Origin of the sequence: Rubritalea sp. (assembly GCF_051252225.1) — a bacterium.
Lineage (GTDB): Bacteria > Verrucomicrobiota > Verrucomicrobiia > Verrucomicrobiales > Akkermansiaceae > Rubritalea.
Genome location: NZ_JBPOGE010000005.1, coordinates 119,699 through 142,845 on the forward strand (window position 1 = coordinate 119,699; position 23,147 = coordinate 142,845).

Here is a 23,147-nt window from a genome sequence, read left to right on the forward strand (position 1 = left end):
TTCTATTAGTTAATTAGACATTACCAGTCTGTGCGCGCTGGCGAAGTAGGTGGTCTACTAAGGTAAGATAAGCCATGGCTTCGACCATTGGTACTGCACGAGGAAGGACACAGGCGTCATGACGGCCACGACCTTTGAGCTCAGTTTCCTTGTGGTCAGTGTCGACTGTTGGCTGCTCGGTCATGATGGTAGCAGTCGGTTTGAAGGCGACTCGGAAGATGATATTTTCACCGTTCGAGATGCCACCCTGGATACCACCAGAGTTATTAGTTTTTGTACGGACTTTGTCGCCTTCCATGTAGAAGTGGTCATTGTGTTCAGCTCCGGTGAGCTGAGTGCCCCCAAAGCCTGAGCCAACTTCAAAGCCTTTAGTAGCAGGGATAGACATCATCGCCTTCGCGAGCTCTGCTTCGAGTTTGTCGAAGACTGGAGCGCCGAGGCCTGCAGGGCAATTACGCACTACGCATTCGACGACTCCGCCGACAGAGTTTCCTTGGCCACGGACTTCCTTGATAAGATCGATCATTGGTTCGACCATTTCAAGGTCAGCAGTGCGAACTATGTTTGACTCTACATCGTCAAACTGGACGGTGTTAGGGTCAACATTAGCTTGGAGATGCTTAATAGATTTTACGTAAGCGATGACTTCGATGCCTGGGCAGATAGAGTCGATGACTTTTTTAGCAACAGCTGCAGCGGCAACGCGTCCAATGGTCTCACGCGCAGATGCACGACCACCACCATGCCACGCGCGAATACCATACTTGGCATCGTAGGTGTAATCCGCATGAGAAGGACGATACTTGTCCTTCATTTCTGTGTATGAAGAAGGACGTTGATCCTGATTACGTACAAGAATTCCGATCGGTGAACCCAGTGTTTTACCTTCGAAAACGCCAGAAAGAATTTCACACACATCACCTTCTTTACGAGGGGTCACGATGTCTGATTGGCCTGGGCGGCGACGGTCGAGTTCCTTTTGAATGTCTTCTTGGGTGATTTCAAGAAGCGGCGGGCAACCGTCTATATTGACGCCGACTCCGACGCCATGAGATTCACCCCATGTAGAAATTTTGAAAATTTGGCCAAGTGTGCTGGACATGCTGGCTTCCTATATGGGTTTGCTGAGAACTGCAAGTGTAAGAAATTTCAAAGAAGCAGAGTTCTTAAGGTTGCGAGGCTTAGCGGTAGTTCACCTTAAAATCTTTGGACATATTTGAACTATAGCTCTGGCTGCGATTATAGAATGAGTTATCGACAGTAAGCGTCCTAATGGGAAGTAGGCTGAGGAGATTGTACTCGTATTTTCGCTGTTGGTTCCAGGTAATCTCAAGAGTGGTATTCAGGTTACCATTACCACTCAGGTTGAGGTTTTGGAGTTTTGGACTATAGATGAAATTAATGGATTTTCGTTTATTGTTCTTCTTAAGGACATGAGCCAACAGTTTAGAAAATTGGTAGGGAGAGAGTGTTTGTGAGCATTGATCTAAGAAATAAATAGGGAGGTTCGCGTATCCCACACCAAGGGAATCATAAATTTCAATACAATCTGATACTCCTAATGGAGTAGGCTTGCCTGCAAATTTCAAAGCCAGCTTGTGTACGGTTTTGTGTTTTTTATTTTCAATCCCTTCTGAATATTTCGCTGCGATGTCGAATTTCTGCAGGACAAATGCTGAGAAGGAGATCCGCATTTGCGTGAGAGGTGTCGGCTTCTTTTCATGCGCTGCAAGGGCTGTTTCGAGAGCTTTCTCAAACTGGAAAGAGCGTAGGTTTAATAAGTTCCCGTCGATGAGGATATCGGCTAGCTCGTTGTTTGTTTCATTGAGTGCGAGCTGTTCTTTTCGATAGCTTTCTAGCGCGTCTTCTGCGATCGACTTTGCGTCTTCAGCCTCTTCTTTCGCTTGTTCAGATTTTAATCGCTGATGCTCCACTTCTGTTAGAGCGACTTGAGTCTTATTTTTTTCGAGAGTGATTTCAGAAATGTAGTAAGTAGTAAAAGCGGTGAGTAGAACGAGCAAGCAGCCAACTACAAGTGAAGGAGTTTTATTACGGCGAATGAATAGCTTAAGTTGAGTGGGAAAAGAGGAAGATTCAGCTTCGAGGGCATAACCACTTTGGAAGTTCTCTATTTCAGTTTTTAGCTCGGCAGCGGATTCATATCTGTTTTTAGGATCAGTATCGAGAGCCTTGCTAAGAACTGTAATTAGCCGCGCAGGAATAGATGGGTGGTCTAAGGTATTAAGCTTATTGCTCTGCGTGTTTTTAAGTAGCTCTTCTGGAGTGCTTCCGTCAACAGGGGCTGAGCCTGTGAGTAAAAAATAAAGCATGGATCCAAGGCCGTAGATATCAGCAGTTGGGTGTTTTTTGTAGTCGGCTAGGGTTTGTTCAGGAGCCATGTATCCAGGCGATCCCTTGATATAACCATGGGTAGTTTGAGCTCGGTTGAGGTCTCCCAATGAATGCTCTGAAATGCTGGAGGAAATCCCCCAGTCACAGAGTTTTATTTGTCTGTATTCCCCCACATTGACATTCTGGGGTTTGAGATCGAGATGAAGAATATCATGTGAGTGGGCATAGGCTACGGCATCACAAAGCTGGCGGAAGATATCGAGACGTTCGAAGAGGGAGTGGGTAGGACCAGTGCAGAGGTATTCTTCTAAATTTCTTCCTGATAGATATTCCATCGTGAACCATGGTTTCCCATCTTTGAGTCCGATGTCGTAAATCCTTATAATGTTAGGATGCTCTAAAGTCGCTGTCGTTTGCACTTCTCTGATGAAGTCAACGGATTGTTCTAGACTGAAGATGTTGTCCTTTATGAGTGCGAGAGCGACGGAGCGAGAGCAATGGCTATCATAAACTTTGTAGACATTTTTGACGGCTCCCTCGGCTATAAACTCCCGGTCAATATAGCGAGTTTCGCTGAGTAAATCGATAGGGGTATCAATGTCGTCATAGAAATCGATAAACTCGCGCGACAATTCGTCTGGGTCGGGATCGTGCATCGGTACTATTCTAGGTCTTGACGAAGTCGGGCAATTTCGATGACGAGGCGCTCCTTAATTCTGCTAACGACTCGGTTGACTGTATTGCGTTTGACTCCAAATCGCTCAGCTAGTTCCTCGCTAGAGGTGCCCTTGAGGGATTCTCTGAAAATTTCGATATTCTGTTCTGCAAACTTTCCTCGTAACGAATCCATCGCTTGAAGAGTAATGAATGCCTTCCACTCCTCTTGCATCAATGCTTCTAGTTCCGGTGAAAGCTCATTGTTAGTGCATCCGTCTTTGGTGAAATAGAGTTCGACTCTCTGTTCCTGTTTCAGCTTAGAAGATAAGTGGTTGTAGGCTGTATTTCGTATCACTAGCCAGAGCCATGAGCGGAATTTCCCTTTAGTCGCATTGTACTCAAAATCGGGCAGTTTTTGCCACAGCTTGAGTAAAACATCTTGTTTCAGATCGTTGAGATCGTGTCGAGGAATGCCAACTTTTACGAGCACGACAGCGATGTAGCTAGCATAGGTCTCGGTAAATGTTTCCCAAGCTTGCTCGTCATTTTGGTCTTTGAGTCGCTGAATCAGAGTATGTCTGGTGGCATCCATGTTTGATTAACTATGTTAGACTATGAATGACGTGCAAGGGAGACAAAAATAGCCCAGATTTATTACGACCTGAGCTATTCAAAATTGGGGTAAAAGTTAACTATCTACTTGGTAGTTGTTGGCTTCGTTTTTTTTGAAGGCTTTTGTTTTTTCTTCTTCTTACCTGTGCTCATATCTGGGTCACCCCATTTTGTGGAGTCTGCAGTAGCTGGAAGTTCTTTGATCTTCACATCTTTGAACTGAGCGAGAAACTTACCACCTTTGTGAGCTTGTAATGCAATAATACCGTTTGCCGGAATCTTAGCATCTGGCTCAGTGTAGTCGTGGGCTAGGATGCCATTGATCCATGTTTTGATGTTCTTGCCATCACAGATGACTTTGTAAGAATTCCATCCATCAAATTGCTTCACGCTTTCTTTGAGTAATTCTTGGTTTTCCGCTGTGACTAGTGGGCCTCTACGGTGTTCGTCCCAGATATTTCCCCAGTAGCCAAGGCCACCGTTTACAAGTTGTTTTGGGTGTGTGGGACCAGCATCGATCTGGTAACCAGTAACGTTTTTACCTTTATGGTGGCTTCGCACCTGGACTCCAGAGTTCTTGAGTAAACCCTCCGGGGCGCCACCATCGATCATTTTGATTTGGAAGGTGAGTTCAAAGTTCTCGTACTCTTTTTCTGAAACCAGCCATGTATTAAATGGCACGTTTTTTTCGAGACTACCGCCTGAGATGGAGCCGTCTTTTACTGACCACCATGGTTGATCCGCGTTAGTGAGAACCCATCCGTCGAGGCTGGAGCCATCAAATATAGGAACGGCACCTTCTGCAGGGCTCATATCTGCGAGTTCAGTTTCTCCTGCGAAGCTTAGCGCTGCGGAGCTAATGAGAGCGGTGATTGTCGTTTTAAAGTTCATTGTTGAATGTAGATTTCTGTTTAATTGAATGAATCTTACTTAGGCTATACCAAAACAATAGAAGATAGGTTACACAATGTGGGTTTTCTATATTGAGTGGTGGATGGGAATAGATGAGGGGTGTCTATCCGTTTAGATACAATTAGTACTACGCGACTAATTGATCATCAAGTTGTTTGCGTTCATCAGTTGGTTCTTGCCGGGCGTGCGGGGGCTTGTCGTTTGATGTGGCGGAGGGGTCTCATTTTCAGGTTACTAAGTGTGTCGAAATAGTTTCAGGTGAGTTCTGTGTGTGGTGAGATAAGTGATTATAAGTGAAAGAGATTTATCCTTTAGCTAATGAGAATTGAATTTGTAACCGACACTTTTCCTCCTGATGTGAACGGTGTCGCGATGACACTAGGGCGCCTCACTCAATGCCTAAAAGATCGAGGACATTACGTCCATGTGATCCATACTGGAGAACAATGTGAATCGGGGCAAACTCTCAAGCAGGCTGTGAGCTTACCTGGTTATAAAGAGGTCCGTGTTGGCTTACCTAGCCCCATCAAGTTACGCAAAAGGTGGAAGCGGAAAAGGCCTGACGCAATCTATGTGGCGACTGAAAGCCCTCTTGGTGTCTCCGCTATTAAAGCAGCACGAGAAATGAATATTCCGGTCGCGGCTGGTTTTCATACAAATTTCCACCAGTATTTTAGTAAGTATAAATTTTCTAACATGGAGAAGCCGGCGATGAGCTATCTCAAGAGTGTGCATTCCAAAGCGAACATGACTATGGCTCCTTCGCATGATGCTGTGGCTATGTTAGAGAAAGAGGGTTTTTCTAATGTGAAGTTGTTAGGTCGCGGAGTTGACGTTGGGTTATTTAGACCTGATGCGCGTTCTTTAGAGTTACGTGAAGAGTGGGGAGCTGAGGGCGATTCTCCTGTAGTAATTATAGTTGGTCGTGTAGCTGCTGAGAAGAATCTCGATTTCACAATGAGCATAGTGGAGGAGATGCGAGTGATCGAACCTAGGTTACAAGCTGTGGTAGTGGGAGATGGCCCTATGCGCGAAACGCTATCACAGAAACATAAGAATGTGCATTTTGTGGGATTAAAGCATGGAGAAGAGTTAGCTGAATGTTATGCATCTGCTGATATCTTAATTTTCCCGTCGGAGACGGAGACTTTTGGCAACGTTTTGTTAGAGGGGATGGCTAGTGGCTTGGTGACGGTGAGTTATAATTACGCAGCATCATCTCTCTATATCCAGGATGAAGAAAATGGACTCCATGCAGAGTTCGGTAATACCGAGGAATTTAGAGCCAAGGCCGTGCAGGCTCTTAGCCATTTGAACAGTCGCAGAATGGCGGAGAATGCAGTCGACTCGATCAAAGAGCAGAGTTGGGATAAAGTGACTTCTGATTTCGAGAGACACTTAGAGGAGATGATTTTGACCAAGCCAGTGACTCAGCGGCGCGTGAATAAGCGTCGTCAGCTAGAATTACGAAGTCTATTTATATCAGACATTCATCTTGGCACTTCTGATAGTAAGGCGAGAGAGGTGGTAGAAGTTCTCAAGGCAGTTAAGTGTGAGCGTATCTATTTGAATGGTGACATCATCGATGGCTGGGCTCTGAGCCGAGGTTCGAAGTGGAAAAAGTCGCATACCAAGGTACTTCGCTGTCTTCTCAAAAAAATGGAAAAAGAGGGGACTGAAGTGATTTACATACGCGGGAACCACGATGACTTTTTAGAGAAAATTCTTCCCTTTGAAATTGGTGGGATAAAAATCGTGAAAGAATGCATCCATGAGTCTGTGGGCGGTGAACGTTACCTTGTGGTTCACGGTGATGGATTTGATAGTGTTTCCACGAATCATAAGTGGATCGCGAATGTCGGTGCAGTGGGGTACGATTTCTTGCTACGAGTGAATCGTTTTTATAACTATTATCGTCGCTGGAGAGGTAAGGATTATTATTCACTGAGTAAGGCGGTGAAGGCGAAGGTGAAATCCGCTGTGAGCTTTGTAGATAGTTATGAAGAAAAACTACAGGAGCTAGCTGTGGTGCGTCGCTGTCACGGCATCATCTGTGGCCATATTCACACCCCGGCTGATAAAATGATCGGTGATAGGCATTACTTAAACAGTGGAGACTGGGTGGAGACACTAAGCTGTATTTTTGAGCATCACAGTGGTGAGTTTGAGGTCGTTCATTATGAAGATCTTCTAGGTCGTCTAGAGATAGACCCTAAAGAGAAAAGTGAGCCGGAGGAGGAGCTAGAGGAGAGTCCCTACGTGGCATTTTCTGACAGTCCTGACTTGGTGCAGGCAATGGCAAAACAGGCTGTTGTCGGGTAGTGAGCTGATAGCTAGAGCACTTATGGCTTGGCAGTCTGCTGGATCCATGTGAAAGAAAGGTATGGCACGCTTTCAAGATAAAGTAGTAGTAGTGACCGGCGCAGGCCGTGGTATTGGTAAGGCGATCGCTCGCGCGTTTGCATCGGAAGGAGCAAAAGTGGCAGTGATCAGCCGTAGCGAAGGTAGTTGCCAAGGTGCTGCTGATGCTATCAATGCTGAGTTCCCTGAATCAGCAAAGGCGTATGCAGTAGATGTTGCGAACTATGATGCTGTGCAAGCACTCGGGAAGCAGATCATTGCTGACTTTGGTAGTATCAATGTTTTGGTAAATAACGCTGGTGTGACACGTGATGGTCTTCTCATGCGCATGAAAGACTCGGACTGGGACACAGTTCTTGATACGAACCTCAAGGGGGCATTCAACACAGTGAAGGCATTTCAGCGTAATCTTATGAAAGCGCAAGATCCGCGAATCATCAACTTAGCATCAGTGATTGGTCTTATTGGTAATGCCGGACAAGCGAACTACGCCGCGTCTAAGGCCGGTTTGATTGGTTTTACTAAATCTGTAGCTAAAGAGCTCTCTGGACGTAAAGTTTGCTGTAATGCAATCGCTCCTGGTTTCATCTCTACTGACATGACTGATGAGCTTGATGAGAAATTACGTGAAGGCATTTTAGCAAACATTCCTCTCAAAGAATTCGGAAAGACTGAAGACATTGCGAATTTGACTCTTTTCCTTGCTAGTTCTGAAGCGCGCTACATCACTGGGCAAGTTGTTGCCTGTGATGGTGGAATGACAATGTAATTAGCTCCACTATAAAGTTTTTAATACTCCAACTTAGCTCGGCTAGGTTGGAGTTTTTTTATGCACCTTTTAATTTAGCTCTGAGGCTAACGGAGAGGATGTCACTTAGGAAGATGACTATAGTTCCAAGTAGAATGAAAAAGAGCATACTGTCATAGCGCAGAAATGCGGCCTCCTGAGTAATATAATAGCCGAGAGAGCTAAGGCTAAGCATGCCTAGAATGGTGGATTCGCGGACGCAGGTTTCCCATCGGTAAAAAATGAATAGAATCTGTCGGTTGTAGCTGGTTGGTATGATTCCAGAGAGATAGGACTGAATCCGGTTGCCCCCGCGTACGATGATTTGTTGGGCTGGCCGCTCATCATGGTTTTCGCTGACTTCAGCCCAAAGGCGACCGAGTATGCCAAAGTTATGCAGGGCGAGAGCGAAGATTAATGGCCATGCATGCGCTCCTAGAATTCCAATTAGGAGGAAAGCTAAGATATACTCGGGGATGGATCTCGCGATGAGAAAGATGAGCCGCATGGAGAAACCAAATAGACTCCAGAGTACTTGGCTCACTCTATTCGGACGAGATGTCCTAATATGAAACGGTGCGATATTAGAAATATTTCGGCTCGCCCATGGAACGAGGGCGTAGCCTACCAATGCAGCTAGTAAGAGCGCGGATGTAGCTATTACCAAAGTATTAGAGAGTGCTTCTTTACCTTTAGAAATCCAGAGTTCCTGATACCAGGGAATCGCATCAGACCATTGGTGGCTGATGCGTACGGGCTCTGGAATAAGCTGAGTTAGAAAAGTTTGAGTTCGATCCCATCGGCTAAGGTGTGAATGGTATTGGTCCAGGGACTCGCCGCAAAACCAGGAAATGAGGACCGCAAGCCCCAGTCCTAAGTATACATAGGGTAAAGTTTTCCAGCGTGGTTGGCTTTTTTTGAGCGAAGCTAAATCTATTTGATTGGAAAGAGGGGGAGAAACTGGAGCTCTGTGGATGCGTTTTCTTACGTAGGAGCCAAGGGTGTCAAAAAGTATGACTACAATAATAAGAAGATAAAGCTCGGTCCATACTTCATTATAATAGGTGTTCTCATAAGACTGATTGATGCTTAGTCCTATAGTTTCTATACCAATGAATCCAAGAATCGCTGAAGAGCGTATGGCGCACTCAAGACGGTACATTGTGTAGGTGATGAGATCCGGAAGGGCTTGAGGAAGGCGAGCTCCGAAAAATGCCTGAAGGCTGTTTCCTCCAGTCAGACGAACGTATTTACTGGTAGAGTCATTTTGTTCATCAATCAGTTCAGAGAATACTTTGGCTAAGGTGCCTGTGAATGGAAGAGCGAGTGCAATACAGGCGGTGATGGGGGAGTCTCCAAGGAAGGCTAGGAAAAGGAGAACCCAGATGAGCTCATGGATAGAGCGCATAAAGGTAATCAGGGCCCGGGTCGCTGTTTTTAGTGAGACTAGTAGCGCTCTAACAATGTAGATGGAGTATGAGTGAGAATGCCGACGCTTGAGTGGCCACCATGCACTGGAGCAGAAAAACCCGAGTATAAGTCCAGCTGGTACTGCCATGGACATAGCAATGAAGGCGTAGCGTAAGGTGGTAAGCATCCCTTCGATGATGCGTTGAAGGAAGGGGGTAGTGTCGGCTGGGAGACTTGGGTTTTGGTCACTAAGCGCAGGGTGTAATGCTGCTGAGAAAAATTGGCGAGCAGCAGCTACTGGGTCTGCACTTGGGGGAAGTTGGATGAAGTCCAGGCCTAAGTAATAGATGCAATAAAGCAATAGTAGTGAGAAGCTCAGCAGGCTAGCCCGTCTCCATGACCATAGGGGCTGGCGTATGGAGTTTTTACTAGGCATGGTCTAGTGAGTAGAGCTGCTTAAAGTCTAGTTCTGAGAAGTTTTTAGATTTTCCGTCAAAAAGGATTTTGCCTTCGCGCATACCGATGATGCGTGGGAAGAAACGTTTTGCATACTCGAGGTTATGGAGAGAGCAAAGGAGAGTAACCTTATTTTTTTCTGCTAGCGTGGTGAGGCAGTCTAATAATGCGTGCGCGCGAGATGGATCAACGGCTGAGACCGGTTCATCAGCAAGTATAATGGAGGCTTGTTGGTAGAGTGCTCTAGCAATGGCCACTCTTTGCTGCTGACCGCCTGAAAGTGAATCCGTACGGTGAAAAAGTTTTTCAGGAATGCCGACCTCGCTGAGTATGGTTAGAATTTTTTCTAACTCTGGTTTGGGCGTTCGGAGCTGGTGGCGGATGGTTTGCCAAGTGGTTCGGCTTCCCACTTTGCCTAAGAGTACGTTTTGATTGACCCTTATGTTAGGAACTAGAGCTAAGTCTTGAGGTATATACGCTATGGAGCAGCGAAGCTGCTGGAGTTCCATACTTGAAAGTTGAGAGGTGTCTTGGTTGTCTAATTTTAGGGCGCCATTATGTAGAAGGTATTCGCTAGCAATCACTTTGAGTAGTGAGCTTTTTCCTGATCCAGACGGCCCAATGAGGGCGACTTTTTCTCCTTCATTAATTTGGAGAGTACAGTTCCGAAGCACATTGGTGCTGCCGAAGCTGAGATTAGCATTGTCTATCTGGATCATGGGTACAAAAAAGCCAAGGGAGTATGGTGTCCCTTGGCTTTCGTTAGAAGCAATATTACTTGAAATTTACTTTTGCCATGACGGAGGCGATTCCGTCAAATGTAGCGTTATCTACAGCCACTAGCTTTTCACGATTAAGTGCAGCAAGTGCAGCTGCGTCATCACATTCGACTAGAGCTTTCTGAAGCTTTACGATGAAACCTTCACCGAATTGCTTTTCGAGCACTGGGTGAGCGGTCATGTTATAGTCTGCGTAGGTCGGTGTTTCCCAGATGACTACACACTTATCTTTATCGAGCTTTCCTTCCGCGATTCCATCTTCGTAAGTTTTGAAGTTGAGAGCACCGACTTGATAGGTGCCAGCATTGACGAGTTCAGCAGTTTTGTCGTGAGATCCTGAGAATCCGAATTCCTGTGTGAAGAACTTCTGAGGAGTTTCCCCTGAGGCTTCCATGATGAAGTGTGTCGGCATGATACAGCCAGAAGTGGAGTTCTGAGAACCATAGGTGAACTTAAGGTCTTTGATTTCAAGAGGGAAAGATTCGCTCTTAGTGAGACCTGTAGAGGAGTTTGCGATAAAGTATGACTTGAAGTTAAGATCAGCTTCGCCAGCAACGATAGCCTGAGCTCCTTCAACCTTTTGACGGGCTTGGACACCTGTGACTCCACCGAACCATGCTAGTTGAATGTCTCCACCAGCAAACTTTTGCACAGATGCGCCGTAGTTAGGTGAGGCAACGAATTCGACAGTAATACCTAACTCCTTGGAGAGGTAGTCGGCAACTGGCTTGAAGCGAGCATCTTGTGCTGTGGTGTCTTCATCTGGAATCGCTGAGAAACGCAGAACTGCATTAGGTGTGGCTTCAGTAGTTTCTTCTGCTGGTTTGTTGCATGAGCTAAGAACTGTCAGTGCGGCGCCGCCGAGAAGGGCACCTATCATGATGGATTTCATGTGTATAATTGGATATGTTAGGTTAGGCCGTGATGTGACGACATGTTCGATGTTAGTCTGACTTTTTTGATACTAGAGTCTAGAAAAAATGAGAAACTGAAGCTTACAGATTATTCCCATTTAATAATAAAAAAACGCTCAGCTTGTGGCTGAGCGTTTTTGATAAAGATGTTGTATCGAACTCTTAGTAGCCTTGGCTACGTGAGTGATTGAAATATGATTCGAAACCTAGTTCTGGTGGGAACTCGGAGAGGCCTCCGCTCACGTTCATTTCGATGCGGTTATCTTGACCACATTTCATGTACGGTTGCTTGAATGTTCCGTGGAATGTTGGGCAGCGGAAAGTAAAGAGCTCGTAAAAGCCGTAGCCGATACGGGTAAATGCGCGGCTTGTTCCATCAACTACACCGTAGGAATAACCTGCATTAGCTCCATATTGATTAGATTTACGAACAATTTGCTCTGGGATTTCAACTACACCGTATAGGATGTTAGAAATTGCACGGCCTAGCTTGCGGCCAGATGTGTAGCTAGAGCCTGGAGGTGCCTGAAAATCTGCGTGAGCGCAGGTCACGGACAGGAGAACAGCTGTTGCGGAAAGTAGGATTTTTCTCATGTTGTTATTATAGTGGACTTAGAATTAGTGGGATGACAATCGTAAAAGTTAGAAAAGAACAGATAAGTTAACAAAAGTGAGTAACTGTAGGTTACTCCTTTAGCTTCTTGATACCTCGTGTAGAAAGATCTCTGATGCGCTTAGAGTGGCTTGGATCAAGATAGCTATTGAGGATGAGGAGTGACCAGTCTTGGTTGGCTTGGACTGCTTCAGTAATAATTTTACTCTTCTGCGCGTCAGTGCTCGCATATCCGGATAGAGTTATCCAATAGCTTTCAACTTCATTAGGATCATGCAAACGGTCAGCGCTGATGAGGTCGGTTGCGGATTTGAAGATGCGGTCTTTAACACTGCCGTTATCTTCTTCTTCATAAGCGTCAATGAGAACGTTGAATGGTACATCATTTGGCCAGTCGGCAAAAGCTGTAGCAGCTGCAATCCTTTCTTGTGATTGAGAGCTCTTGAGGTTGTTAGTAAGTTTTTTTAGAGCCTTGTCGCTTCCTGTAGTGCCTAGCAGACGGGTCATTGTGAGCTTGTAATTACTGTCAAGGCTCGCGTCGAAAGCCCCGATGAGCTGGTCAGCAAGGGTGTTCTTACGGCGGCTGTTCGAAATAATATTTTTGAGCGCACGTTCTGCAGCTTGGTTCACTGATGAGTCAGTAGTTTCCGAGAGTAGGCTGATAAATGAACCAAAATTATCTTCACTTGCATTTTTGCTGGCGGCTTCGAGGGCGTACCTAGTCGCTGGGTCGTCAGGGTTATCGAGTGCAAACTGTAGTAGTCCTTTGACTGCTTCTTCGTTACCACGCTTACCTATGCAAATAACGAGGTTTTGTTTATCTTGGCCTTGAAGTGTGTTTTCTTTGAGGAGGTCAAGTAGGATTGCGTCTGGTGAGTAGCTACCTTTAGCTTTTGCTAGATAAAGGCGTTTGAAAATAGCTGTGCGGTTTTTGACATCGTTGTCTGATAGAGAATCAATCAAGAGAGTGAATTCCTGCTCAGTTGTAGGCAAATCCTTAGCTGTTAGGTCGGTTACTTGGCCAACTAGGTCGTTAAACTGCTCTGCTTCTTTACCTGAGGAATTTTGGAAAATAAGTATACCAACTAAAATGACTGCCGCGCCAGCGAGGCTGCCGATGATAATCTTTTTCTGAGAGCTACTCATGCCCTCTACTGTGGGCGCGGAAACTGCTTCTGGAGTAGTTTGATCTCCCGCTTCGGTAGCTGGTGTAGTTGAGGCAGGGCCGGTGTTTATGTTCGCATTTGGTGTTACCTGGGGTCTTGTGGGTTGAACTGCTGTACCGCCAGTCACTGCCGAAGCTGGGCGCACAGGCTGCGCAGAGGTAAGTGTTTTACGACCACCTGGAGGAGAGATGCTTTGTGGGCCAGTTTGAGCATTTACAGATCCATGCGTGCCAGCTGGTTGATTGGCTTGAGGGGATGTAGCTGGGATGATGAGCTGAGGACCTGTGCGGAGAGATGCAGTGGCTCCACCTTGGGTCGCGGCAGCTTCATCAGCTAAATACTTCTCAAGTGCAACACGTGCAGATTCTGGGCGATCGTTCATATCGCGAGCAATGTGCCACATTACCCAATCGCAAACCCACTGAGGGAGGTCGGGACGCAGTTCATTGAGAGGCTGCACAGAGTTTTGTAGGTGGCTCGCCATTACCTGTGGAGCACTGTCACCGTTAAAGGGATAGGTGCCGGCTAGCGAGTAGTAGTACATGGCACCGAGCGAGTACATATCCGTACGTCGGTCGAGCGGGGTGCGCTCAAACTGCTCGGGAGCCATGAAGAAGATTGATCCGAACACAGCATCGCCATGATCTATCGTCTGCAGCGACGGCTTGGCTGAGAATTTTGCGAGACCAAAGTCTACGAGTTTTACTTGGAAGCGACCAGACGGGAGCCAGCAGACCATCACGTTTGATGGTTTAAGGTCACGGTGGACGAGATCTAGATCTTGCGCCGCGATCATTGCTTCCTGAGATTGGATAGCGACTTCTCGGAAATCATCATAGGTGAGGGTGCCGCGCTCGACCATTTCATCGAGTGTTTTACCATTAATGAGCTCCATAACAACGTATGGGCCTTCTTTATCCATGCCTGCATCATACACCGTACAGATGTGTGGGTGCTGGACAGAGGAAAGCGCGGTAGCTTCCTTGAGAAGATTGCGAGTCGCTAAGTCTGAGTCTTCATAGCCTTCATCGGCTAGAACCCTCTTGATAGCAACTTCGCGGCGAAGTTGGGTGTCGTAAGCTCGATAAACGGCTCCGACACCGCCTTGACCAATTTTCCCTCTTATTTCGTAACGTTCGTCAGACATGATTGTGTGCAGATCACATGCATACTTTAGTATTTATTAATGCAAGGCAATTCAGAAATCATGCATATTAATAAAATCTTAGATGTTAGAATTAATTGATGATTAGGCTGATGTTGTTTGAGCTGATTCTACTTGTTGGAAGTGGGTGTGTTTGAGAGTTTGGGAAATGGAGTTGAGCGAGATTCAGTGCCCAAGTTGTTTCGAGTATTTTGATATTAGCTTATCTGGGCCTACGCAAGGTGGTGAGAAAGTAGAATTAGATTACGATTGTGAAGTTTGTTGTCGTCCGATGTTAGTGATTGTGGATGAATATGGTGCAAGGGCACAGTCGTTAGACGATCTCTGAAGGGTGAAAATAAAACACATTTTTTGTAAAAGATAGCTTGTAATTCGGAGGTGGTTGATGCAGTTTCCCGCCGCACCACGAAAGCTACCAAGATTTCCGCAGCATGCTGTGAGGTGTTTCACTCTATATATCGGGGAGTAGCTCAGCTTGGTAGAGCGCTGCGTTTGGGACGCAGATGTCGCAGGTTCGAATCCTGTCTCCCCGACCATTTAAATGAACTCACTGTTAGCAATAGCAGTGAGTTTTTTTATGGTTAATCGCTTTGATGATAATTCTCTAAAAGAGGGCTTGCAATCTAATGGGACTTTGTGCAGTTTGCCGCCGCACCACGAAAGCTACCAAGATTTCCGCAGCATGCTGTGAGGTGTTTCACTCTATATATCGGGGAGTAGCTCAGCTTGGTAGAGCGCTGCGTTTGGGACGCAGATGTCGCAGGTTCGAATCCTGTCTCCCCGACCATCATCTAATACAGCTCCAGCGGAAACGTTGGGGCTGTATTGTTATGGGGAGGTGATGAGCATGCAGTTCGATTAGCTGGGGCGCCGCTACAGATATCTCAGGTGATTCGAATGTTTCCAACACAGGCACACTCGTCGTCGCGGCTAATTTCAATAGGACTAGTGTAACTAATACTGTGAACGGTGCTACTTTTACAGAAGGGAGTAGGGCTGGTATCAATGATTCTAGTGCTTATGGTACTGCGTTCGATTACACCTTTGATAATAGTGCTCCGACTGCATATAATGTCGCAGGAGGTACTTTTTTAACTCTCAGAGCTGCCTACCAATCACTTTTGATTAGTGGTGCATATGTCACACACTTGGAGCCAATAATATTACACTTGGTGATTTGGTGGGAGGCCAACAATACCGAGTTCAGGTGTGGGTGAATGACCCTCGTAATGGTAGTGGCGCTAACACTATACAGATTGAGGCAGGACCTATCCTTGAGTATCAAGTGGGTGGTACTACAGGAAATGCGGGTCAGTTTGTCACTGGCACTTTCACCGCTGATGCAACGACTCAGGTGGTTACACTTGATTCAGGCACAGATGGTTGGCAGGTTAATGCCCTTCAGGTGCGTTCAGTACCAGAGCCATCCTCTTCAGTGATGTTGCTTGGAGGTCTAGGTCTATTGACTATGCTCCGCCGTCGTAGCTAGTTGATCGGCTGATTTAACAGCTTTCGTAAGCTCATCATCATTGATCATTATCAGCTTTACTGCTGAAGGGTCATGATCGGTGAGCTTTTTAATTTTTATGGTAGGGCTTTTTACTACATCAGGCTGAATGAGTATTTCTTCCTTTTAATGCCTCAACGTCACCAGCGTTGCTTACTTTCCCTTAACTGATTACCCAAGGTGTGGTCTGCGACTTTCCCATTGGGCTAGGAGAGTAGATCCTTTCAGGATCTTTTTATTACCGAGGCTTTATTGATAGTACGTGGCACCCACTAAATGGTGGATAGGCAGCCATCCTGTTTTTTGCCTATGCTATGGAATAATGAGAGATCGTATTTTGAGCATAAAGGCTACTAGCTTCTTAACGGTAGCTACCTCTGTACTGGTTTTCAGTACAGGTTTTAATTCTGTGACTAAGGCGGAAGCAGTTCGGCCTAATGTCATTTTGGTGATGACTGATGACCAAGGCTATGGGGACTTGGGGTGTCACGGAAACCCTATCTTGAAAACTCCAGAGCTGGATAAGATGTACTCTGAATCGGTACGCTTCACCGATTTTCACGTGAGTCCCTTCTGTACACCTACTCGTGCAGCATTGATGACAGGAAATCATCCAGCAGTCACTGGGGCGTATCGGACCAGTTCTGGACGTACCTTGATGCATCCGGATGAGAAAACTCTCGCTCACCTATTTGCCGACGCTGGTTATACCACTGGCATGGTTGGGAAGTGGCATTTGGGAGATAATGCGCCGCACCGTCCACAGGATCGCGGATTTCAAGATGTTGTGTGGCATCGTGCTGGTGGCGTGGGCCAAGCTCCTGACTATTGGGGGAATGATTATTTTGACGATACCTATGAACGCAATGGTGCGTTCGAGAAGTTTGAAGGTTACTGTACTGATGTTTGGTTCCGTGAGGGGATTCGTTTTGTAGAGGAGAATAAGGATAAGCCCTTTTTTCTATACTTGGCTCTGAATGCTCCACACGGTCCATACTTTGTGCCGAAAGAATGGGCGAAGCCGTACATGGGTAATAAGGAAGTCTCTAATGCGAACTTCTACGGGATGATTGCCAATATTGATTACAATTTTGGAATTCTTCGTGAGCGTCTCAAAGAGTTAGATTTGGATGAGAATACGATCCTCATTTTCATGACTGACAATGGCACCGCTGGTGGGGCTAAATTTAAGGGCTTAGATTCCGAGCCTATTGTTGGTTATAACGCTGGCATGCGCGGAAAGAAGTCTTCTGTCTACGATGGAGGACACCGCGTTCCCTTCTTTATCTATTGGCCCAAAGGTGGGTTGATGGGCGGAAAAGAGATCGACACGCTTACTGCGCATATTGATGTCCTTCCAACCTTAGCTGATCTGTGTGAAATTCCTGTGGCTGAAGAATATGATGAAGATGGTGTCTCGCTGAAGCCCTTGTTAGATGGGGCTACTGAAGAGTTTGAGCGTAAGCATCACGTGCTGCAATACCACGGTGGAGCGGGTGGTACGGCTATGCCTCCGGGGCCTTTAGCTTTCTCCGTTGTGTTGACTGATAAGTGGAGACTAGTGAACTCTGGCGGTCAGTACCTTTTTGATGTAGAAGCAGATCCAGCTCAGAGCAAGGATGTCGCAGCTGAGCATCCCGAGGAAGTGGAGCGTTTACGAGCGCTTTATGACCCATTCTGGGAGCGTGTATCGCCACGGATGACTCCGGTTCGCATTGATTTAGGGAATCCTGCCGAGCCTAAAACTGTATTAAGTTCACAGGATTGGTACATGGCAAAGGGGAATCCTCCATGGAATTTTGGTTCCATCAAGAAACTACCTAAAGTTACTGGTCCATGGATGGTGGAGGTGAAGACCGCTGGTCGTTACAAAATCACTCTACGCCAGTGGCCAGCTGAAGCGAACAAGCCAGTAAAGGCGGTTCGCGCTAAACTTGAGATAGCTGGAAAAACTATGGAGAGTGCAGTCAATCCAGGGACCACAGGAGTAGAGTTTGAGATAGACCTTCCCGCCGGCCCATCTGAGCTGTTGACCTACCTTTACACTGAAAATGGTAAGGCTGGTGGTGCTTACTTCACTGACGTGGAGCTCATTTCTAAGAAATAGTTTTTCACCACAAATCTCTCGAATTACACGAATGTTTTTTTGGAAGGGATGCCTGCGGCGCTAGACAGAATTCCAGAATGGTGCAGAATTTTGCTTAGGGTGATGTGTGAGATCGAGTCACCAAATTTTGCTGGGTAGACCTTCGACCGTTTGAATGGTCTGGGTGCTTCTTTAGGGGCGGAGTATCTAATCTCTGAAGGTCGTAAGTCAGAGATTGCATCGCGTGGTCGCGATGAGGAACATAATTACGAGCTTCTCCTCCGCTACTCTGGACTAGAAAACTTAACGTATTTGAGGGTTATTCGTAGTTTCCTATAGCTTGAAGAAGTCATTTTATACGTGTTTTGTGATCTATTGCGCATTAAATGCACTGCGATAAATTTAGGGGGGTGTCAAAAAATGAAGAGCTAAATTACTTTTTAGTCACATTTTTTTTAATTGATTTTAGTTCTTGAGGTAAGGGGAAACCTTTTTGTTTTGGTGAGTGGAGGTGATTATCAAGTTTGTTCAAATGGTTTGGCGTGCGTGTTGAATTCTGTTTTTTTGCTCAAAAATTCTGCTCTAAGAGCTCTCTGCGCGAAAAGTCATAGAGGCGGAATTATCTTTTAACCAACGAGTTGAGGACTATTTTCGCAAGTGGTACGTGCAGGTCTTAGCTGTACAGCTAGAGGTTCATTGCCGGATCCCCTTCCTAAATTCTGGCAGAAAAGCACAATAACAAACAACAACCCTATTATGATAAAAACCAATATAAAATCAGTCAGTGCAGCATGCTGCCTTTTGGCTCTCAGCGCAGGAGCGAATGCCGCCACCATCACCTGGGGAGCAGCAGTCGATATTTCCGCAACTGTTAATACTAGTGACCTAATTTCTGGTACCACCACCACGATTACTGATCACGATCGCTTTAATGCCCCTAGTGGGGGGACCGCTTATCAAGGGGTTGCCAGTGGTAGTGATCTTACTGGAGTGACCTTTAATGATGGTGTGGTTGGAACTCCTGGTGGTGGAGCTACCTTTACTTCCACTAATCTAGCTGCAGCTTTGGATGGTTTTGATTCTGGGAGTAATGGAAATAACACCGGACCGGTTTATGCGGACAACACACTTACGTATGACGGTCTGATCGCAGGTACAACCTACCAGATCCAACTATTTTTCTCTGATCAGCGTGCAAGTTCTGCTGGTAGAGAGTATTTTTGGAGTGACACGGCTGTAACTACACTTGCAGACCTTACTGATGTAAATGCTAATTATGCCACTCTAAATTCTTCAGGTCAGTATGTCATTGGTACTTTTGTTGCCGACGGCACTGGGCAGCAGCAAGTTTTTGGTATTGGATCGAGTGATGGAGGAACTTCTTTGAATCTCGGTGGTGATTTAAGTCTTAGTGCTATCACAGCGGTACCAGAGCCCTCTTCTTCAGCGATGTTGCTTGGTGGTCTTGGTCTATTGACTATGCTTCGTCGCCGCAGCTAATTGACTTGCTGATAGATCAGCTTTCGTAGGCTCATCATCATTGACCTTTGGCAGTGTTAAGACTGGCTGAGAGTCATGATAGATGGGCCTTTTTGTTTTTTAGGGTAGTGGCTTGTTCTCGCATTTTTGACTTGCACGAATGCAGGTGGTTGAGTGCGGAGTACTTTGTTGTGGGCGGGAGTGTCTAAGCGCTGGAGGTCGAAAGTTAAAGATTGCAACGCGTGGTCGCGATGGGTGGTGAGATGCCTGCGGCGCTAGACTGAATTACAGAATGGTGCAGAATTTTTGCTTGGTGTGGTGTGGGAGATCGAGTCACCAGACTTTGCTAGGTAGCCCATGGACTTTAAGACCTTCGACGGTTTGAATGGTCTGAGAGAGCTTTATTGAGGACGGTTTGGCTAAGGTCTGAAGGTCTAAAGTCAGAGGTAGCAACGTGTTGTTGTGATGGGGAGTGGAGGATAATGGGAACTTGCTGTGGAAGGTTTCTCCGTGGATTCAGGACTATTGATTAGCCATTTAGATCTTCTTAGGGAGCAGAGTCAGTTGAGGGGTCTGTAAGTTTTTCATGAAAAATGAGTAAGAACGATTTTGATAGTGCGTACTTGAAGTGGTAGCTAGAATCAAAGAACCTGTGATGAAGAAAAACGTATCCTCAACTAGTCCCTTCATGGGTATTTCTATGCTGTATGGAGTCAGCACCTGTTTGTTGCTATCCTTCAATATGGTGGTGAATGCAGAAGTCGCACAAAATGCTTCACAACCGAATGTGATTTTCTTGTTTTCGGATGACCAACGTTACGATTCATTGCGTATGAGTGGTGATCCGATTACTGAGACGCCAAATATCGACGGACTCGCAGCTGAGGGAGTCTTTTTTGACCAAGCGTTTGTGACCAGCCCGATTTGTGGCCCTAGCCGAGCAAACATCTTTACGGGCCAATGGGAGCGTAAGAATCGTATTGGATTCAGCTCTGTTTCAAAGAATGTGATTTCTGAAGAGGTGTTTGCGAACAGCTTTTTGATGCAGCTCAAGCAGGCTGGATACTCGACTGCATTTCTTGGAAAGCACCATACGACGATTGTTGATCGGAGTAATACTCCACTTAAGGAGAATATCGATTTTTGTTACTATGGGAAAGGGCACCTTGGGTTCTACCCAGCCAAGAAGCATAAAGCTTTTTCTAACCTAAAGACAAAGTCGCAAACCGAAGCACTTTTCGAAGCGACCCAAGCGTATCTAACGCAAGGTGATGAGTTCGATTATTTCTATGAGAATGCAGATGCCGGCTTTAAACTGTCATTGAACAAACGTGACTCGAAGAAGCCATTTTGCGCGTGGATTAATTTCAATTTGCCTCACCAATCGAGTCTCGGTGGGATGGGTACAAACCAAGAAGATCCAGAGTTTTATTCGACACTTTACTCAGATAAGAAGGATCAGATTATTATTCCGAACGACACTCCCTTATTCCCTGATGAGGTTTTGAGTGTCGCGAAAATGCCTGGTTACTATCGCTTGAAAGGGAAGGCCCTGCGCGACACTAAGCTGAAGACTGCTCGCGCGGTCTATGGTATTGACCAATACGTCAAAAACCTTCGAGAGCTCTTGGTCGAGCTGGGAGAAGATAAAAACACGATCATCATTTTCTGTTCAGATAATGGATTGATCTACGGTGAGCATGGTATCAGTGGAAAGAGCATGCTCTACGAAGAGGCGGTTCACGTTCCCTTGATCGTCTATTCGCCATTCTTGGATGCGGAAAAAGCGGGTAAACGGCTCGATTCGCTGGTGGTCGGGCAGGATATTCCTGCTACTATTCTAGATATGTGTGGAGTGACTGTGCCTCAGAGCTTTCAGGGAGGAAGCATGGTTCCGCTGTTACAGGGGGATGATGCAGATTGGCGTCAGGAGGTGTTTCTCGAAAACCTTTTTACTGACCAAGAGTACCCACGAGCGGAGTCAGTTCGCGGTGAGAAATTTAAATACATCCGCTACTTTAGCCGTGAGAATGACCGTAATCAATACTTGGCCGATGCATCGATTGAGGGGGAGAAGCCTATCTACGAAGAACTATTTGATTTGAGCAAAGACCCTAAGGAGCAAATAAACTTAGCTTCTAACCCGGAGTATGCTTCGGTGCTCAATGCCCACCGCTTACGCTGCCAAGAGCTTGTTGTTGAACTCGCAAAATAAGAAAACCTATGAAACCACGTTTACCATTATTGACACTCCCTTTGATTCTCAGCGTGCTGAGTGTAACCACCTCATTACAGGCCGCGGATAAACCGAATATTGTCTATATTTTAACCGATGATCAAGGATACGGCGATGTGTCGTTGCTTAACCCTGAGCGAGGGAAGATTCCCACGCCATCGATTGATCGCATCGGCAAAGAAGGCATGGTATTCACTGACGCTCACTCAGGCTCTGCAGTCTGTACTCCCACGCGTTATGGAGTTCTAACTGGTCGCTATAGTTGGCGCACGAAATTACAGAGTGGAGTGGTGCAAGGTTTCGCGCCGTGTCTGATTGCTGAGGACCGCCCAACAGTGGCTAGCTTTCTCAGAGAAAATGGATACGACACTGCCATTGTTGGGAAGTGGCATTTGAATTTTCAATACACTGATCCCAAGTCTGGTAAGGTGCTCAAGCGTGCCAAAGGCAAAAAAATGGCACCGGTAGGAAGTAAGATTCCAGATGGTCCGGTGAACCGTGGTTTTGATTATTACCATGGCTTCCATCATGCTGGCGATATGGAGGGAGTGATCGAAAACGATACAGTAATTGCGCATGATCCAGTGATTAACATGCTTCCGCGTGTCACGGACAAAGCTGTTAGTTATATCGATGAACGCGCTAAAGAGAAAAATGCCAAGCCCTTTTTCCTCTACGTGCCCTATGGCTCACCACATACCCCAATCGTACCCACCGAGGAATGGCAGGAGAAGAGCGGCATCTCTCCTTATGCGGATTTTGTGATGCAGACTGATGCCGGCGTGGGTGAGATTCTTAATGCGCTCGACCGTAATGGTCTCACAGAAAACACCCTAGTGGTATTCACTGCGGATAATGGCTGTTCCAAGGCGGCTAAATTTAGTCAATTAGAGAGCAAGGGGCACTATGCGAGTGCGCACCTGCGTGGATCGAAAGCTGACTTGTGGGAAGGGGGCCATCGCGTGCCATTTCTCGTGCGTTGGCCAGCTAAGATCAAGGCCGGTACAACATCGGGCCAATTGATCTGCCATACTGACTTGTTTGCTAGCTGTGCCGAACTACTGGGGGCAGAGCTCCCTGCAAATGCGGCGGAAGACAGTGTGAGTATCGTGCCGGCTTTGTCAGGTGAGCCGATTCAATCAAGCCGTAAGGGCGTGATTCACCACTCGATTAGTGGGCACTTTGCTTACCGTCAAGGAAAGTGGAAGTTATTGTTAGCGCGTGGCTCGGGTGGATGGACTGCTCCTAAAGAAGCAGAAGCGAAGAAGGCCGGAGTTCCGATCGCTCAGCTCTATGATTTAGAAAAAGATCCGGGGGAGACTACGAATCTTTATGAGAGCCATCCAGAGGTGGCAGCTCGTCTCCTTGCTCAGTTAGAGGCTGATGTTTCTAATGGTCGCAGTACGGATGGTGCTGCAGCCAAAAATGATGTGAAGGATATCAAACTTTGGAAAAGTGGGAAGATGTGATAATAGCTGTCCCCTTTAGCTGAAGTGCTCTTTATTGTGCTATTGTATGAGGTTTCATATAATAGCATTATTTTTATCCGCGGATTCAAACTGGAAGTGCGCGGATCTAGTTAGTTGTTAAAGAAGTTGGAGTTAGGTGATATAATGACTCATCTAACAGAAATCAACCATGAGAAATGTTCCAGC

Annotated in this window: 17 protein-coding genes and 2 tRNA genes; 10 read left to right on the forward strand and 9 right to left on the reverse strand. The window is 46.3% G+C overall.

The genetic code is table 11. From position 1 onward, the window contains the following. Nucleotides 1-13: 13 nt before the first annotated feature. The 4 genes from aroC to ACSHX2_RS06980 all read right to left on the reverse strand — a co-directional run bounded on the left by aroC (nt 14) and on the right by ACSHX2_RS06980 (nt 4,512). Entirely contained in the window at nt 14-1,102 is a 1,089-nt protein-coding gene (aroC, locus tag ACSHX2_RS06965; RefSeq protein WP_435691918.1) for a chorismate synthase, read from the reverse strand. Nucleotides 1,103-1,181: 79 nt separating this feature from the next. Continuing rightward, nucleotides 1,182-3,008, reverse strand: a complete 1,827-nt coding sequence (locus tag ACSHX2_RS06970; RefSeq protein WP_435691920.1) for a serine/threonine-protein kinase — start codon at nt 3,006-3,008, stop codon at nt 1,182-1,184. A 5-nt stretch (nt 3,009-3,013) separates the two neighbouring features. Beyond that, nucleotides 3,014-3,601 (reverse strand): sigma-70 family RNA polymerase sigma factor, encoded by a 588-nt coding sequence (locus tag ACSHX2_RS06975; protein ID WP_435691922.1) that lies wholly within the window; start codon nt 3,599-3,601, stop codon nt 3,014-3,016. A gap of 104 nt (nt 3,602-3,705) precedes the next feature. After that, on the reverse strand, nt 3,706-4,512 hold the full coding sequence (locus ACSHX2_RS06980; RefSeq protein ID WP_435691924.1) for a 3-keto-disaccharide hydrolase: 807 nt from the start codon (nt 4,510-4,512) through the stop codon (nt 3,706-3,708). Nucleotides 4,513-4,851: 339 nt separating this feature from the next. Here ACSHX2_RS06980 and ACSHX2_RS06985 point away from each other — a divergent pair, with 339 nt between their 5' ends. Both ACSHX2_RS06985 and fabG read left to right on the forward strand, forming a co-directional pair. Next, a complete protein-coding gene (locus ACSHX2_RS06985) occupies nt 4,852-6,855 on the forward strand; it encodes a glycosyltransferase (RefSeq protein WP_435691925.1) in 2,004 nt (667 codons plus the stop codon). Nucleotides 6,856-6,916: 61 nt separating this feature from the next. Further along, nucleotides 6,917-7,663, forward strand: a complete 747-nt coding sequence (gene fabG / locus ACSHX2_RS06990) for a 3-oxoacyl-[acyl-carrier-protein] reductase (RefSeq protein WP_435691926.1) — start codon at nt 6,917-6,919, stop codon at nt 7,661-7,663. 58 nt (nt 7,664-7,721) lie between these two features. On the opposite strand, the gene ACSHX2_RS06995 is transcribed toward fabG, so the two are convergent. From ACSHX2_RS06995 to ACSHX2_RS07015, 5 genes are all read right to left on the reverse strand, one after another. Further along, nucleotides 7,722-9,527, reverse strand: a complete 1,806-nt coding sequence (locus ACSHX2_RS06995; RefSeq protein WP_435691928.1) for a PhnE/PtxC family ABC transporter permease — start codon at nt 9,525-9,527, stop codon at nt 7,722-7,724. Beyond that, nucleotides 9,520-10,266 carry a phosphonate ABC transporter ATP-binding protein gene (locus tag ACSHX2_RS07000; RefSeq protein WP_435691930.1) on the reverse strand — a complete coding sequence of 249 codons (747 nt, stop codon included), beginning with the start codon at nt 10,264-10,266 and terminating at the stop codon, nt 9,520-9,522. The genes ACSHX2_RS06995 and ACSHX2_RS07000 overlap by 8 nt, the downstream gene beginning before the upstream one ends. Nucleotides 10,267-10,321: 55 nt before the next feature. Further along, nucleotides 10,322-11,218 (reverse strand): putative selenate ABC transporter substrate-binding protein, encoded by an 897-nt coding sequence (locus ACSHX2_RS07005; protein WP_435691931.1) that lies wholly within the window; start codon nt 11,216-11,218, stop codon nt 10,322-10,324. Between the two features lie 184 nt (nt 11,219-11,402). Next, nucleotides 11,403-11,834: an exosortase system-associated protein, TIGR04073 family gene (locus ACSHX2_RS07010; RefSeq protein ID WP_435691932.1), complete on the reverse strand. Its 432-nt coding sequence runs from the start codon at nt 11,832-11,834 to the stop codon at nt 11,403-11,405. Between the two features lie 91 nt (nt 11,835-11,925). Continuing rightward, nucleotides 11,926-14,166 (reverse strand): protein kinase domain-containing protein, encoded by a 2,241-nt coding sequence (locus ACSHX2_RS07015; protein ID WP_435691933.1) that lies wholly within the window; start codon nt 14,164-14,166, stop codon nt 11,926-11,928. Nucleotides 14,167-14,332: 166 nt separating this feature from the next. Between ACSHX2_RS07015 and ACSHX2_RS07020 the strand changes: the two genes are divergently transcribed. The 8 genes from ACSHX2_RS07020 to ACSHX2_RS07055 all read left to right on the forward strand — a co-directional run bounded on the left by ACSHX2_RS07020 (nt 14,333) and on the right by ACSHX2_RS07055 (nt 22,961). Beyond that, nucleotides 14,333-14,512 carry a CPXCG motif-containing cysteine-rich protein gene (locus ACSHX2_RS07020; RefSeq protein ID WP_435691934.1) on the forward strand — a complete coding sequence of 60 codons (180 nt, stop codon included), beginning with the start codon at nt 14,333-14,335 and terminating at the stop codon, nt 14,510-14,512. A 131-nt stretch (nt 14,513-14,643) separates the two neighbouring features. After that, a tRNA-Pro gene (locus ACSHX2_RS07025) sits at nt 14,644-14,720 on the forward strand. Between the two features lie 174 nt (nt 14,721-14,894). Beyond that, nucleotides 14,895-14,971 (forward strand) — tRNA-Pro (locus ACSHX2_RS07030). A 393-nt stretch (nt 14,972-15,364) separates the two neighbouring features. Then, entirely contained in the window at nt 15,365-15,673 is a 309-nt protein-coding gene (locus ACSHX2_RS07035) for a PEP-CTERM sorting domain-containing protein (RefSeq protein WP_435691935.1), read from the forward strand. 340 nt (nt 15,674-16,013) lie between these two features. Then, nucleotides 16,014-17,798, forward strand: coding sequence for an arylsulfatase (locus ACSHX2_RS07040; RefSeq protein ID WP_435691936.1), 1,785 nt, complete (start codon nt 16,014-16,016; stop codon nt 17,796-17,798). 735 nt (nt 17,799-18,533) lie between these two features. Continuing rightward, nucleotides 18,534-19,277: a PEP-CTERM sorting domain-containing protein gene (locus ACSHX2_RS07045; protein ID WP_435691937.1), complete on the forward strand. Its 744-nt coding sequence runs from the start codon at nt 18,534-18,536 to the stop codon at nt 19,275-19,277. Nucleotides 19,278-19,911: 634 nt separating this feature from the next. After that, a complete protein-coding gene (locus ACSHX2_RS07050; protein ID WP_435691939.1) occupies nt 19,912-21,471 on the forward strand; it encodes a sulfatase-like hydrolase/transferase in 1,560 nt (519 codons plus the stop codon). Nucleotides 21,472-21,479: 8 nt separating this feature from the next. Further along, complete coding sequence (locus ACSHX2_RS07055) at nt 21,480-22,961, forward strand: sulfatase family protein (RefSeq protein WP_435691941.1); 1,482 nt, start codon at nt 21,480-21,482, stop codon at nt 22,959-22,961. The last annotated feature ends 186 nt before the right edge of the window (nt 22,962-23,147 follow it).

Bases quoted from the DNA above. Each gene is read 5' to 3' on its own strand.
- ACSHX2_RS07040 (WP_435691936.1), top strand. From the start codon at position 16,014: ATGAGAGATCGTATTTTGAGCATAAAGGCTACTAGCTTCTTAACGGTA.
- ACSHX2_RS06985 (WP_435691925.1), top strand. From the start codon at position 4,852: ATGAGAATTGAATTTGTAACCGACACTTTTCCTCCTGATGTGAACGGT.
- ACSHX2_RS07010 (WP_435691932.1), bottom strand. From the start codon at position 11,834: ATGAGAAAAATCCTACTTTCCGCAACAGCTGTTCTCCTGTCCGTGACC.
- ACSHX2_RS06995 (WP_435691928.1), bottom strand. From the start codon at position 9,527: ATGCCTAGTAAAAACTCCATACGCCAGCCCCTATGGTCATGGAGACGG.
- ACSHX2_RS07045 (WP_435691937.1), top strand. From the start codon at position 18,534: ATGATAAAAACCAATATAAAATCAGTCAGTGCAGCATGCTGCCTTTTG.
- ACSHX2_RS06970 (WP_435691920.1), bottom strand. From the start codon at position 3,008: ATGCACGATCCCGACCCAGACGAATTGTCGCGCGAGTTTATCGATTTC.
- ACSHX2_RS07050 (WP_435691939.1), top strand. From the start codon at position 19,912: ATGAAGAAAAACGTATCCTCAACTAGTCCCTTCATGGGTATTTCTATG.
- ACSHX2_RS07055 (WP_435691941.1), top strand. From the start codon at position 21,480: ATGAAACCACGTTTACCATTATTGACACTCCCTTTGATTCTCAGCGTG.
- ACSHX2_RS06980 (WP_435691924.1), bottom strand. From the start codon at position 4,512: ATGAACTTTAAAACGACAATCACCGCTCTCATTAGCTCCGCAGCGCTA.
- ACSHX2_RS06975 (WP_435691922.1), bottom strand. From the start codon at position 3,601: ATGGATGCCACCAGACATACTCTGATTCAGCGACTCAAAGACCAAAAT.
- ACSHX2_RS07000 (WP_435691930.1), bottom strand. From the start codon at position 10,266: ATGATCCAGATAGACAATGCTAATCTCAGCTTCGGCAGCACCAATGTG.
- fabG (WP_435691926.1), top strand. From the start codon at position 6,917: ATGGCACGCTTTCAAGATAAAGTAGTAGTAGTGACCGGCGCAGGCCGT.
- ACSHX2_RS07020 (WP_435691934.1), top strand. From the start codon at position 14,333: ATGGAGTTGAGCGAGATTCAGTGCCCAAGTTGTTTCGAGTATTTTGAT.
- ACSHX2_RS07015 (WP_435691933.1), bottom strand. From the start codon at position 14,166: ATGTCTGACGAACGTTACGAAATAAGAGGGAAAATTGGTCAAGGCGGT.
- ACSHX2_RS07005 (WP_435691931.1), bottom strand. From the start codon at position 11,218: ATGAAATCCATCATGATAGGTGCCCTTCTCGGCGGCGCCGCACTGACA.
- aroC (WP_435691918.1), bottom strand. From the start codon at position 1,102: ATGTCCAGCACACTTGGCCAAATTTTCAAAATTTCTACATGGGGTGAA.